Annotated in this window: 13 protein-coding genes and 1 pseudogene; 7 read left to right on the plus strand and 7 right to left on the minus strand. The window is 61.6% G+C overall.

The features are described 5' to 3' along the window. The first annotated feature begins 16 nt into the window (after positions 1–16). Positions 17–250, plus strand: coding sequence for a BolA/IbaG family iron-sulfur metabolism protein (locus BA011_RS08450; protein WP_003579540.1), 234 nt, complete (start codon positions 17–19; stop codon positions 248–250). Positions 251–284: 34 nt separating this feature from the next. Here the strand turns inward: BA011_RS08450 and BA011_RS08455 are convergent, their stop codons facing one another. Next, a complete protein-coding gene (locus BA011_RS08455; RefSeq protein ID WP_065280111.1) occupies positions 285–1466 on the minus strand; it encodes a hypothetical protein in 1182 nt (393 codons plus the stop codon). A gap of 163 nt (positions 1467–1629) precedes the next feature. Between BA011_RS08455 and BA011_RS08460 the strand changes: the two genes are divergently transcribed. The 5 genes from BA011_RS08460 to BA011_RS08480 all read left to right on the plus strand — a co-directional run bounded on the left by BA011_RS08460 (position 1630) and on the right by BA011_RS08480 (position 6050). Then, positions 1630–1869, plus strand: coding sequence for a hypothetical protein (locus tag BA011_RS08460; protein WP_065280112.1), 240 nt, complete (start codon positions 1630–1632; stop codon positions 1867–1869). Between the two features lie 242 nt (positions 1870–2111). Next, on the plus strand, positions 2112–2447 hold the full coding sequence (gene grxD, locus BA011_RS08465; RefSeq protein ID WP_018242201.1) for a Grx4 family monothiol glutaredoxin: 336 nt from the start codon (positions 2112–2114) through the stop codon (positions 2445–2447). 137 nt (positions 2448–2584) lie between these two features. After that, a complete protein-coding gene (locus BA011_RS08470) occupies positions 2585–3790 on the plus strand; it encodes a multidrug effflux MFS transporter (protein ID WP_065282454.1) in 1206 nt (401 codons plus the stop codon). Positions 3791–3825: 35 nt separating this feature from the next. Beyond that, on the plus strand, positions 3826–5106 hold the full coding sequence (locus BA011_RS08475; RefSeq protein WP_065280113.1) for a multidrug effflux MFS transporter: 1281 nt from the start codon (positions 3826–3828) through the stop codon (positions 5104–5106). Positions 5107–5183: 77 nt separating this feature from the next. Then, the gene (locus BA011_RS08480; protein WP_151343409.1) at positions 5184–6050 is read left to right on the plus strand and encodes an acyl-CoA thioester hydrolase/BAAT C-terminal domain-containing protein; all 867 of its coding nucleotides are present in this window, start codon (positions 5184–5186) and stop codon (positions 6048–6050) included. 42 nt (positions 6051–6092) lie between these two features. On the opposite strand, the pseudogene BA011_RS08485 reads toward BA011_RS08480, so the two are convergent. From BA011_RS08485 to BA011_RS08510, 6 genes and pseudogenes are all read right to left on the minus strand, one after another. Continuing rightward, positions 6093–6916: pseudogene (locus tag BA011_RS08485) on the minus strand (inositol monophosphatase family protein). A gap of 40 nt (positions 6917–6956) precedes the next feature. Continuing rightward, complete coding sequence (locus tag BA011_RS08490; RefSeq protein WP_065280115.1) at positions 6957–7784, minus strand: inositol monophosphatase family protein; 828 nt, start codon at positions 7782–7784, stop codon at positions 6957–6959. A gap of 46 nt (positions 7785–7830) precedes the next feature. Further along, the gene (gene ttcA / locus BA011_RS08495) at positions 7831–8700 is read right to left on the minus strand and encodes a tRNA 2-thiocytidine(32) synthetase TtcA (protein ID WP_065280116.1); all 870 of its coding nucleotides are present in this window, start codon (positions 8698–8700) and stop codon (positions 7831–7833) included. A gap of 60 nt (positions 8701–8760) precedes the next feature. After that, positions 8761–9690 carry a glutaminase gene (locus tag BA011_RS08500; protein ID WP_065280117.1) on the minus strand — a complete coding sequence of 310 codons (930 nt, stop codon included), beginning with the start codon at positions 9688–9690 and terminating at the stop codon, positions 8761–8763. 102 nt (positions 9691–9792) lie between these two features. Continuing rightward, complete coding sequence (rpsD, locus tag BA011_RS08505; protein WP_003540107.1) at positions 9793–10410, minus strand: 30S ribosomal protein S4; 618 nt, start codon at positions 10408–10410, stop codon at positions 9793–9795. Between the two features lie 223 nt (positions 10411–10633). Beyond that, positions 10634–12145 (minus strand): ATP-binding protein, encoded by a 1512-nt coding sequence (locus BA011_RS08510; RefSeq protein WP_065280118.1) that lies wholly within the window; start codon positions 12143–12145, stop codon positions 10634–10636. A gap of 28 nt (positions 12146–12173) precedes the next feature. On the opposite strand from BA011_RS08510, the gene BA011_RS46095 reads away from it, so the two are divergent. Next, positions 12174–12305, plus strand: a complete 132-nt coding sequence (locus tag BA011_RS46095) for a hypothetical protein (RefSeq protein ID WP_257785314.1) — start codon at positions 12174–12176, stop codon at positions 12303–12305. The last annotated feature ends 18 nt before the right edge of the window (positions 12306–12323 follow it).

Below are 12323 nucleotides of genomic sequence, written 5' to 3' on the forward strand. Positions count from 1 at the left end.
GCAAGGAGTAACGATCATGGCCATGAAACCCGGCGATATCGAAGACATGATCAAGGCTGGGATTCCCGGTGCCAAGGTGACGATCCGCGATCTGGCGGGCGACGGCGATCACTACGCCGCCGAAGTCGTCGCCGAAGCCTTCCGCGGCAAGAGCCGTGTGCAGCAGCACCAGATGGTCTACGAGGCGCTGAAGGGCAATATGGGCGGCATACTGCACGCGCTGGCGCTGCAGACCTCCGCGCCGGAATAGAGCCCGACGCAATCCCGATGACGATGCCCGGCCCTCAGCCGGGCATTCTCTTTTTGTCGGGATCGGCAAAGACCGAGGCCGGCATCGGCCCGGATGTCAAAAGCGTGAAATCGAAGGGCGCCTGCAGATCAGGCCCAAGCACATATTGCCGGTGGACGCGCAGCTGGTCCTTGCGGATCTTGCGGTAGTGCTCGCGCGTCAGCATCTGCTTGACGCGGATCAGGATCATCTTTGCCTGAGGCGCATCCGCATGGCCGGAGACGGCAACGACCGGCACCTTGTAGAAATTGATCGAATCCGTCAGGCACTGCACGTCGAGCCAGGAAATATCGGGACAGCGGGCGATCAGCCCGACGCGGGCGCGAAGCAGCGTTGCCGATGACATGAGCGCACATTGCAGAATAGCGCTGCCGAGTGTGGCAAACACCACACGCTTGCCCTTGAAGATCTCCGGCTCCCTTTCCAGCAAAATGCCGATGACATGGGCGGCGACGCTCGATCCCATGCTGTGCGAAGAGATCACATATTCGTCCGCCTCTTCGTCAAGCGCCTTGCGCACGGTAGCGGCCCGGTCTTCCAGCCAGTCGTTGAAATCTGACCGGTCCATGCGGCCGAGCGCCACGGCCATTTTCCAATCGGCAAAGAGATGCAGTGTATGGAAACGTTCGGAAAACGGCAGGAAGGCGAAGATGAAGAAACAAAACGCCAGCGGTCCGCTCCACAGCACATGCCACGGCGAAAAGCCGAGACCATAGGGCACGATGGCGATCTGCGCCGTCAGCACGATCGCCAGCGCCGTCAGCAGGAACGGGAACAGAAAGAACAGGCCGAAGCGCCAGGCATGGCGGAAATACCCCCGCATGCCGCCTTCGAACATGATCTCTGCGCAGCTTCGGAAGCCCGCAATGATCTGGCTCAGCGTGTTGCCGGCACGCAGCTTGCGCACCAGTATATCGTGATCGACCACATGGATGTGGCTCTTCGTCTGCCAGCCGGGGGAACCGGTCCCTGCCTCGGGCGCCGCTACCCTCTCAGCCGTCCTGACCTCGAAACTGATCAGATCGCTCCGCTCGTCCGCTGCCCCCGTCTCAACCGAATAGCCCCAGACGGCAGCACTCTGCCTGGCCGAACGCTCGTAGCGCCCCCTGTGGGCAATGCCGTCCAGCGGCTCGAAGCCCGGGAAATGCAGGACGACCCGCTTCTCGATCAGTTTCATTCGCTCTTCCGGCCGGGCGATTGGCCGGCATGTTGCTGCGATCCGGCCGCTGCGCCACTGATATGGGCAAAAAGCAGCCATGGTCTCGAAGCCGTCTTGCTAACCGAACTCTTCCGGAATTCAATAGCAGCCATGTCGTTTCCATCACGAACGGAGGGGTTTTGTGGTCGACCTAGTCAAAGAATTGATATCAGGCGTCGTCGACAGCGTGCTGAAGGAGATCCTGAAGAAAACCACCGGCCGCGTCACGACGAAGCGCAGGGAGCGTAAGACACGCCCCGCCGCAACGACGGCGGCTGCGCGCAAGGCGGCCGCGGCCAAGCCCAAGCCCGCCCGCAAACAGGTCAGCAAGCGCCGCACCGCCGCTGGCCGCAGCCGTCAGCGCGTAGCTAAGCCCCGATGAAAATGTGAGCGGTTTTCGGACGAATTCTGCCCCGCTGCAGGGCCGCGGGTCTTTTGAGGACGCGCAAAGGACGCTGTCGCACTTTGATGTGCAGTAGCGCGACGGCAACAACCCCTTCAACGGCCTGCCCCAATTGGTATTTTTTTGGCTCGGGCGGCTGGAATTCCTGCTGTCGCATGCTATCTAAAGGCAACGATTGAAACGGTGGGCCTTTAACCCGCCTGTTGAAAGGATTAGGTCCCATGAGCGGCATTCACGAATTCATCGGCAACGAAATCAAGACCAACGACGTCGTCCTCTTCATGAAGGGCACGCCGCAGTTTCCGCAGTGCGGTTTCTCCGGGCAGGTCGTGCAAATTCTTGATTACATCGGTGTTGACTACAAGAGCGTCAACGTGCTCGCCGATTCGGAAATCCGCCAGGGCATCAAGGAATATTCCAACTGGCCGACAATCCCGCAGCTTTACATAAAGGGCGAGTTCGTCGGCGGCTGTGACATCGTCCGGGAAATGTTCCAGGCTGGTGAGCTGCAGCAGCATCTCCAGGAAAATGGCATCACCGTTCGCGGCGCCGCCTGACCGGTCACCGGACGTCCGCCCGGTTTCCAAATCTGTTTCTTGAGTTCGAGGCGCTGCGGCCAGCAGCGCCTCGACCTGTTTATGGGAATTTCATTGTGACAGATTCATCACAAGCCGTGTCCGCGGGCCGCCTGCCCATGGGCAAGCGAGAATTCATCGCGCTTGCCGCATTCCTGATGGCCATCAACTCGCTGGCAATCGACATCATGCTTCCGGCCTTGCAGCAGATCGGCGCGAGCCTCGGCGTCGAGAGCGAGAACCACCGGCAATTCGTCGTCTCCTCCTATCTGCTCGGCTTCGGCTGCGCCCAGCTTTTCTACGGACCGCTTTCCGATCGCTTCGGCCGCCGCACGCCGCTGTTGTTCGGCCTCGTCGTCTATATCGTTTCGGCCATCGGCATCGTCTTCGTTCCCTCCTTCGCCGGCCTGCTGGTGCTGCGCTTCGTCCAGGGCATCGGCTCGGCGGCCACCCGCGTCATCACCATCTCCATCGTCCGCGATATCTATGGCGGACGGCAGATGGCCGAAGTCATGTCACTGATCATGATGGTCTTCATGATCGTGCCGGTGATTGCGCCCGGCACCGGCCAGGTCGTCATGTTCTTCGGCAACTGGCACCTGATCTTCCTCTTCATCGCCACCATGGCGACTGCTATTGCCGTCTGGGCCTATCTGCGCCTGCCGGAAACCCTCCATCCCGCCAATGTCAGGCCCTTCACCGCCCGCTCGATCTTCGGCGCCTTCAAGCTGGTGCTGACCAATCGCGTCGCACTCTGCTACACCATTGCCAGCACCTTCATCTTCGGCGCGCTGTTCGGTTTCATCAATTCGGCCCAGCAAGTCTATGTCGGCATTTACGATCTCGGCGTCTATTTCCCCTTCGCCTTTGCCGGCGTGGCGATCTTCATGTCACTATCGTCCTTCTTCAATTCGCGCTTCGTCGGCAAGCTCGGCATGCGCCGCCTGTCGCATGGCTCGCTCATCGGCTTCATCGCCATCAATACCATCTGGCTGATCGTCCAGATGGCCAGCACCGAGCCGATGCCCTTCGCTCTGTTCATCTCTTTCTTCGGCCTTTCCATGTTCCAGTTCGGCTGGATCGGCTCGAACTTTAATTCACTCGCCATGGAGCCGCTCGGCCACGTCGCCGGCACCGCCTCCTCGGTCCTCGGCTTCATGAGCACGGTCGGCGGCGCCATCATCGGCGCCGGCATCGGCCAGGCCTTCGACGGCACTGCGCTGCCGATGGTCGCCGGTTATTTCACCGTGTCGATCATCGGGCTCGTCTTCGTGCTGATCGCCGAGAAGGGCCGCCTCTTCCAATCGCAGAACCCAGCCGTCTGAACGGCAGGCCCCATTTACATCCGGGATTTCACCACATGACGCCGCCGCATAAACCGCACCAGGAAAACCAGGGCTCCCGCCGCATCGGCATGGGTTTTGGCGAATTCGTCGTTACCATCGCCATCATGACCGCCAGCGTTGCTATGGCGATCGACAGCATGCTGCCGGCATTGCCCAATATCGGCCATTCCCTCGGCGTCACCAATACCAACGACGCGCAGTTGATCATCGGCGTGTTCTTCTTAGGATTCGGCGTCTCGCAGATCTTCTTCGGCAGCCTTTCGGATACGTTCGGCCGCCGCAACATCCTGCTCGGCGGCTTGGCCTGCTATATTGTCGGAATGTTTGCCGCCGCAGCGACCGGCAGCTTCGAAATGCTGCTCGTCATGCGTTTTGTCCAGGGTATCGGCGGTGCGGCCGTGCGTATCACCACCATGGCCATGGTGCGCGACTGCTTCGGTGGCCGCGAAATGGCCCGTGTCATGTCCTATGTGATGATCGTCTTCATGATCGTGCCGATCGTTGCCCCATCCGTCGGCCAGCTCATCATCCTCTATGCCAACTGGCACTGGATCTTCATCCTGCTCGGCATCATCGCTACCGTCCTGTTCGTCTGGGCTCTCCTGCGGCTGAAGGAATCGCTGCCGCCGGAAGAGCGGCTGCCACTGTCGGTCGGCTCCGTCGTGGATGGCTTCAAGACCGTGCTCACCAACCGCATCACCTGCGGCTACATGATCGGCCTCACCATGTTCACCGGCGTCATCAGCGCCTATGTGATCTCGGTGCAACAGGTCTTCGGCGAGGTCTATGGCCTTGGCGACTGGTTGCCGATCGCCTTTGCGGCCACCGCCGGCGGCATCGCCGTCGCCAATTTCGCCAACGGCTTCTTCGTGCGCAAATTCGGCATGCGCCGCATCTCGCACGCTGCCCTGCTGATCTTCACGGCGCTGTCGGCTGCCGGCTTTTTCTATTCGCTGGCCGGCAAGCCGGATTTCGCCGTCGCCTACGGCATCTTCACCATCGTGCTGATGATGTTTGCCGTGATCGCCACCAATTTCACCGCCATCAGCCTCGAACCGATGGGCAATCTCGCCGGCACGGCGACCGCCATCACCGGCTTCGTTTCGACGACCGCCGGCGCCATTCTCGGCGGCCTGGTCGGCCAGATGTTCAACGGCACGGTGCAGCCGCTCTTCGGCGGCTTTGCGCTCTTCGGCGCGGTGACCATCGCAGCCACCCTCTGGGCCGAAAACGGCAAGCTTTTCACCCACCCCGGCGACAGCCCGCAGCTCGATCCGGGTGCTGCTCACTTCTGAAATGGGAAATCTGCCGGAACGGTTGATCCCCGGCGGCATTGCATTAGATGGCAAACTCGGCACGTTCCTAAATCTGGATGCCCCCTGGAAGAAGGAGCCTGGTTTTGGATGCAGAATATCAACGTCTCCCCCCGCCATTGCAGGGTGAGATATTTCAAGTCAAACCAGATACCGGCACTGGCGTTGTGGTACTCGGCGGCTCCAGTGGCCGGGTCGATGTGGCCCGCGCCAGGTTGTTTGCGAGCCAGGCGGCAACGGTCATAGCGCTTCGCTGGTTCGGCGGCGAAGGCCAGGTGCCAGGCATTTGCGAAGTGCCGCTGGAAACTTTTTTCTCTGCCACGGACTACTTGATCGAACTCGGTTGTAAACGCATCGTCCTGGTGGGAACATCGAAAGGCGCCGAAGCTGCGCTGCTCACAGCGGTATACGATCCGCGCATCAACGCGGTCGTGGCAATAAGCCCTTCTTCAGTCGTCTGGGGAAATATTGGTCCAGGGCTTGATGGCATCAGCTGGCCCGAGCGCTCGTCGTGGACATTGCGAGGTACACCGCTTCCTTTTGTTTCGTCAGACCCAGAATGGGTGCGGGAATACAGAGACGAGCTGGTCGCCTATCGGGGCCTGTTCGAACGATGCCTTCAAGTGCACGAGTCAGAGATCGACGCAGCGGCTATCCCTTTGGAGAAAACGAATGCCGAAATTCTGCTCGTAGCAGGATGCGATGACGCGCTCTGGCCATCAGACAAATTTGCCGCATCACTTGTTCGGCGGCGCGCAGATTCGGGCTTACTTACCCAGCTTGTGCTGGGAGAAAATGCGGGCCATCGCATTCTGCTGCCGGGCGAAACGACTTCCCGATCATCGCTGCACGCTCACGGTGGAAGTGACGAAGCCGACGCAGAGTTGGGACGACTGGCGTGGGAGCACATTCTCGCTGTCCTATAGCATGAGGGCAGCAGTAAAGGCTCTACGCTTTGAGGCGAGTGTTCAGACCGTGAAAACCTCACGCCGCAACACGTCCCATGAGGCCTTGTCGGGGTAATCAGCAGCCCGCCGTCGAGATGATGCGGCAGGTAGGGCGATCCGTCGAAGCGCGCCGCATAGGCGCCGGCCTCCTGCGAGATCAGCGTGCCGGCAAGGTGATCCCACGGCATCAGCTTGTTGTACATGAGGTAATGCACATACCCGCCGGCAAAGGTGCGGTATTCGTGGGCGGCGCAGCGGTAATTGGTGAGGAAGCGTACCTTGGCGAGATTGCCGAGCACCTCGGCGCGCTTCTCCTTCGGCAGGTAGCCGGTCGAGGCCATGCCGACCATATGTTCCAATCCCACGGGAGCTGCGACCGAGAGCCGCTCGGCGCCGCCATCCGGCCGCCGCAGCCAGGCGCCGCCGCCTTTTTCCGCCATCACCCAGTCGTCGCCCATCGGATCGTAGATGATGCCGGCAACCGTCTCGCCGCCGGAGATAACGGACGCCATGACGCCGAAGGCCGGGATGCCAGAGGCGAAATTGAAAGTTCCGTCGACCGGATCGACGACGATCGCGAGATCGGCATGTGCGAGCCCGTAGAGCAAATCGGGATTGGCCGCGACCGATTCTTCGCCAAGGAAGAGTGCGCCCGGCCAGAGTTGCGCAGCTTCCGCCTTGATCATCCGTTCCGCCTGCTCATCAGCCTCGGTGACGAGATCGGTCGCCTCGCTCTTGGCGCGCACCTCGCCCTGGCCGAGCCGGCGAAAGCGCGGCAGGATCTCCGCCTTCGCCGCGCGGCGCAGCAGATCGGCAAGAACGGTCACGTCGACAATCGAAGTCATGTCAAATCCTCACGCTTAGGTCTCTCAGAAGAACCTTGAATCAGATGCCGACGATCTCATGCCGGATCAGCTGCCAGCTTTCCCGATCGGGCGCGGAGATGATCCCGCCCCTCGTCTCGCCGGGTCGATAAGGGGTGCCGTCGAATTTCGCCGTATGGCCGCCGGCCTCCTGATGCGCGAGCACACCGGCCAGGTGGTCCCAGGGCATCAGCTTCGCATGGCCGATGAAATGCATCTTGCCGGCGGCGACCATCCAATATTCGTAGGCCGAGCAATTGAAGGCGAAGGTCATCCGGGCCTTCGCCATGTTGGCGCAGATACGCGAGCGGTCGGGCTCATCCATATGACCCCACGACAGGCCGCCGACCATCTGGCTCAGGCTGGCAGGCTCGGCGACCTTCAGCTTGGTCGACTGCCCGTCCTGGCGGGTCAGAAAGGCGCCGGCCCCTTTGATCGCCGTCACCGTATCGCCGAGAACGGGATCGTGAATGATGCCAGCGACCGTCTCGCCTCTGACCGTCACTGCCAGTATTGTCCCGAAAACCGGAAGCCCCGCGGCAAAATTAAAGGTGCCGTCGACGGGATCGATGACGAAGGCAACCTCGGCCTCGGCAAGGGCCGGCACGACCGACCGGTCGGCATCATAGGCCTCCTCGCCGACGATGAGTGCCGTGGGAAAACGCTCTCTCAGCGCCGCGGTGATATGGGCTTCGGCAAGCACATCCGCCTGCGTTACCAAATCGATCGCCGAGGTCTTTTCCGAAACATCGCCCGCGCCGAGACTACGAAAACGCGGCATGATCTCCGCTTGCGCCGCTTGCCTCACGCAATCGCCGAGAAAGAGAATATCCTGATCTGAAATGGTCATGCGAAATCCTGTCCTTCATGCATGAGCAGCCTGCTTAGCCGGGCCTTCATGAAGGGTCTGTGACACCAAGAGTGGAAAAGTCGAAAAGTTTCGGATCGAGCAGATGCGACGGGTTCACATGCGAAAGCGCTCGCAGCATCGTGTCCTTGCGGCCGGGCATGCGCCGCTCGATATCGGCGAGCATGTCCTTCATCGCATTGCGCTGCAGCCCGTCCTGTGAGCCGCAGAGATCGCAGGGGATGATCGGAAACTGCATGGCGGCGGCGAACTTCGCGAGGTCGTCCTCGGCAGCGTAGGCGAGCGGCCGCAGCACCATCAGGTCGCCCTCGTCGTTCAAAAGCTTCGCCGGCATCGAGGCGAGCCGGCCGCCATGGAAGAAATTCATGAAGAAGGTTTCGAGAATGTCTTCGCGGTGATGGCCGAGCACCAGCGCATCGCACCCCTCTTCGCGCGCGACGCGGTAGAGATTGCCGCGGCGCAGCCGCGAACAGAGCGAGCAATAGGTGGCGCCTTCAGGCACCTTCTCCTTCACGATCGAATAGGTGTCGCGATATTCGATCCGATGGCGGACGCCGATCTTGGTGAGATAGTCCGGCAGCACATGTTTCGGAAAATTCGGCTGGCCTTGGTCGAGATTGCAGGCGATGAGCTCGACCGGCAGCAGGCCGCGCCATTTGAGATCGAGCAGCAGCGCCAGCAGCCCATAAGAGTCCTTGCCACCGGAAAGGCCGACCAGCCAGCGCTTCTGGCCCTTCAGCATGTCGAAATCGTCGAAGGCCTGCCGCACCTGGCGGAGCAGGCGTTTGCGCAGCTTGTTGAAGGAGACAGAACGCGGCGCATCGGCAAACAGCGCATGGCCACTGGTGTCGGCTTCGCCGGTTTCCAAATCATCGGCGATCTTGGCTGCGATATTCATTGCTTCGTCCTACAGAAAATCCACGTTTGCTCTAGCAGAAAGCCGCCTGGCAACACAGCGTCAATCTCCGAAAACCGACCAGCCGGTGCGCGCCGCAAGCATCTCCAGCGCCGCAGCGCCGAGCTGTGAATTGCCGACCTTGTTCAGTCCCGGCGACCACACCGCGATCGAGGCGATGCCCGGCGCCACGGCGAAGATGCCGCCGCCGACGCCGCTCTTGCCGGGCAGGCCGACATGATAGGCGAAGTCGCCCGAACCGTCGTAATGGCCGCAGGTCAGCATCAGCGCATTGATACGCCGCGCCCGCTTCGGCGAGACCACCGAATGGCCGGTCGTCGGATTGCTGCCGCGCGCCGCCAGGAACAGCCCGGCGCGGGCGAGCTGCTCGCAGCTCATCGACAGCGCGCATTGATGGAAATAGACGCCGAGCACGTGGTCGACGGGATGGTCGAGATTGCGGTAGGCGCGCATGAAATTGGCAAGCGCAAAATTCCGGTAGCCCGTCTGCGTCTCCGAACGCGCCACCTTGTCGTCGATGGTGATCGACTCGTCATCGGCGAGATAACGCACGAAACGCAGCAGCTCGCCGATTGCCTCGCGCGGCGCATGGCCGGCCATGACGACGTCGCTAACGGCGATCGCGCCGGCATTGATGAAGGGATTGCGGGGAATGCCGCTCTCGTGCTCGAGCTGGACGATCGAGTTGAAAGCCGATCCGGAGGGCTCGCGTCCGACACGCTTCCACAGCCCTTCGCCGACCTTGCCGAGCGCCAGCGTCAGCATGAAGACCTTCGATATGCTCTGGATCGAGAAAGCGGTATCGGCATTGCCGACGCGATAGACTTTGCCGTCGACGGTGACGATCGCCATGCCGAACTGCTGCGGATCGACCTTGGCCAGCTCGGGAATATAGTCCGCGACCCTGCCCTCGCCGATCCGCGGCTGGATATCGGCGTAAATGCTATCGAGGGTCGCCTGCAAATCTGCCATCGCTTCTCTCCAGATCGCAAAAAAGCCGCTCCAAAGAGCGGCTTTCCGTATATCGACGCATGCTGTTGTCTCGCAATCGGTTTCGACTGCGAGACGAATGCATTAACGCGAATAGAATTCGACGACCAGGTGCGGTTCCATGACGACCGGGAACGGAACGTCGCTGAGCGTCGGGACGCGGCCGAAGGTTGCGACCATCTTGTTATGATCGACTTCGATGTAGTCGGGAACGTCGCGCTCTGCGAGGCTGACGGCTTCCAGAACGATCACCAGCTGCTTCGACTTTTCGCGAACTTCGATGACGTCGCCGGCCTTGCAACGATAAGAACCGATGTTGACGCGCACACCGTTGACCGAGACGTGGCCATGGTTGACGAACTGACGGGCAGCAAAGACCGTCGGAACGAACTTGGCGCGATAGACGATCGCGTCGAGGCGCGATTCCAAGAGGCCGATCAGGTTTTCAGAGGTGTCGCCCTTGCGGCGGTCGGCTTCGGCGAAGATCGCGCGGAACTGCTTTTCGCGCAGGTCACCGTAGTAACCCTTAAGCTTCTGCTTGGCGCGCAGCTGCACACCGAAGTCCGAAAGCTTGCCCTTGCGGCGCTGGCCGTGCTGGCCCGGGCCGTATTCGCGGCGGTTCACCGGGGACTTCGGACGGCCCCAGATATTTTCACCCATACGGCGGTCAATTTTGTACTTAGACGATTCGCGCTTGCTCATCGTATTTCCTTTCAAAGGTTTATGACGGCTTGTTGCCAAACCGCACGAAGGAAACACGCCCTCCTCTGGTCTCTTCCAAGACCTGACAGGATGTTCCGGTTAGCGAACAGGAACGATCCACGGGACATGTCAAATGAAACACCGGACATTGCTGCCCGGTGCTTGCGGCGGTCTTTAGAGGGCCGTCATGAAAATGTCAACAGCGGCAACCCCGAAAGCGCCACTATTCCGCCGCCAGCGGTCGGTCGCCCGTGTCGGGTCCGTTGGCGTCGCCCGGCGCCGTCTGGCAGTCCATATCAGGGAAAGCGACGATACGCTTGCCGGAAAAATCGGCGTGCACGACGATGATGCCCTGCTCCTCGAAATAGCCGAGCAGGCGCCTCGCGCGGCGGGCGGAATGGGTGCCGTAGGCGCGGGCGATGCGGGCGTCCGACGGGCACGGCTCGCCGCAGACGGCGGCCTTGGCGAGCATCAGGAAGACGCCCTGCAGGTCGTCGGTGACACCTGATGACAGCGACAGCGCCGTTGCCCAGGTATCGGTCGCAGCCGTCGTCGCATCGACGCCGGAGCGCGAGATCGCCACGCGCCGGCGGAAATCCGGCAGCGCGATCGGCGGTCCCGGTACCCGGCGCATACGCAGCCTTACCAGAAAGTCCTGGTAAAGCACCGAATCGGTTCGGAAGGCGGAGGTGGGATCGTCGAGGATTTCGGCAAGCACGCCGGCAAGGCGCTCCTCCCGCTCTTCGGCGGAGACTTCCACCTGGCTCGCCCTCGCCTCCGCAGGTGCAGCCGATGCCGCCGGCGTCGAGCGCGAGAGTTCGGCCAGAATATCGGTCGTCGGCCGCGGCGCCGGCGGGGCGCGGCGCACCAGCGGGCGTTGGAATTCCTCCGGATCGGGCGTGAAGATCAGGTCTTCGACATCTTGCGGCGCATCCGGCAGCGGCATCAGTTTCGGGCTGGAAGAGCGCGCCGAGGTCTCCACCGCGCCGATCTGGATCGGCAGCGGCCGGCGCGACAGCGCCGGTCCGAGGGCAACGAAATTGCCGCGCTTCAGGTCGCGGAACATCTCGGCCTGGCGCCGGTCCATGCCGAGCAGGTCGGCGGCGCGCGCCATGTCGATATCGAGGAAGGTGCGGCCCATCAGGAAATTCGAGGCCTCGGCCGCGACGTTCTTGGCGAGTTTGGCAAGCCGCTGTGTCGCGATCACGCCGGCAAGGCCGCGCTTGCGGCCGCGGCACATCAGGTTGGTCATCGCGCCGAGCGACATCTTGCGCGCATCTTCCGAGACATCGCCGCCGACCGATGGCGCAAACATCTGCGCCTCGTCGACCACGACGAGAACCGGATACCAGTATTCGCGATCGGCATCGAACATGCCGTTGAGGAAGGCGGCTGCAGCGCGCATCTGGTCTTCGAGATCGAGGCCTTCGAGCGTCAGCACGCAGGAAACGCGATGCTGACGGATGCGGTTGGCGATGCCCGCCAACTCCGCCTCCGTGCGCTCACCGTCGACCACGACATGGCCGAACCTGTCGCTGAGCGTGACGAAATCACCCTCTGGATCGATGATGACCTGCTGCACCCATTGCGCCGATTGCTCGAGCAGGCGGCGCAGCAGATGCGACTTGCCCGATCCGGAATTGCCCTGCACGAGCAGACGTGTCGCCAGCAGCTCCTCGATATCGAGCGTCGCCGGAGCGCCGGACGCCAATCCCATATCGATGCCAACCTGCAATGCATACCCTCGCGGCGAAGAGACTCACATGAACGAAGCGCCATTCTTCCGAAACGGCATCGCCCCGTCTATCAAAGAATGCGCGGTTTTTCAGGATCGGTTTTCGCCAACCCACAGGACAATTCCTGGCATCATCCGGGAAATTGATCCATCGCCGTGATCGCGCATCTCTTCGCCG

Origin of the sequence: Rhizobium leguminosarum, assembly GCF_001679785.1 — a bacterium.
Lineage (GTDB): Bacteria > Pseudomonadota > Alphaproteobacteria > Rhizobiales > Rhizobiaceae > Rhizobium > Rhizobium leguminosarum_R.

Bases quoted from the DNA above. Each gene is read 5' to 3' on its own strand.
- BA011_RS08480 (WP_151343409.1), top strand. From the start codon at position 5,184: ATGCCCCCTGGAAGAAGGAGCCTGGTTTTGGATGCAGAATATCAACGT.
- BA011_RS08455 (WP_065280111.1), bottom strand. From the start codon at position 1,466: ATGAAACTGATCGAGAAGCGGGTCGTCCTGCATTTCCCGGGCTTCGAG.
- BA011_RS46095 (WP_257785314.1), top strand. From the start codon at position 12,174: ATGAACGAAGCGCCATTCTTCCGAAACGGCATCGCCCCGTCTATCAAA.
- BA011_RS08500 (WP_065280117.1), bottom strand. From the start codon at position 9,690: ATGGCAGATTTGCAGGCGACCCTCGATAGCATTTACGCCGATATCCAG.
- BA011_RS08475 (WP_065280113.1), top strand. From the start codon at position 3,826: ATGACGCCGCCGCATAAACCGCACCAGGAAAACCAGGGCTCCCGCCGC.
- grxD (WP_018242201.1), top strand. From the start codon at position 2,112: ATGAGCGGCATTCACGAATTCATCGGCAACGAAATCAAGACCAACGAC.
- BA011_RS08470 (WP_065282454.1), top strand. From the start codon at position 2,585: ATGGGCAAGCGAGAATTCATCGCGCTTGCCGCATTCCTGATGGCCATC.
- ttcA (WP_065280116.1), bottom strand. From the start codon at position 8,700: ATGAATATCGCAGCCAAGATCGCCGATGATTTGGAAACCGGCGAAGCC.
- BA011_RS08490 (WP_065280115.1), bottom strand. From the start codon at position 7,784: ATGACCATTTCAGATCAGGATATTCTCTTTCTCGGCGATTGCGTGAGG.
- BA011_RS08450 (WP_003579540.1), top strand. From the start codon at position 17: ATGGCCATGAAACCCGGCGATATCGAAGACATGATCAAGGCTGGGATT.
- rpsD (WP_003540107.1), bottom strand. From the start codon at position 10,410: ATGAGCAAGCGCGAATCGTCTAAGTACAAAATTGACCGCCGTATGGGT.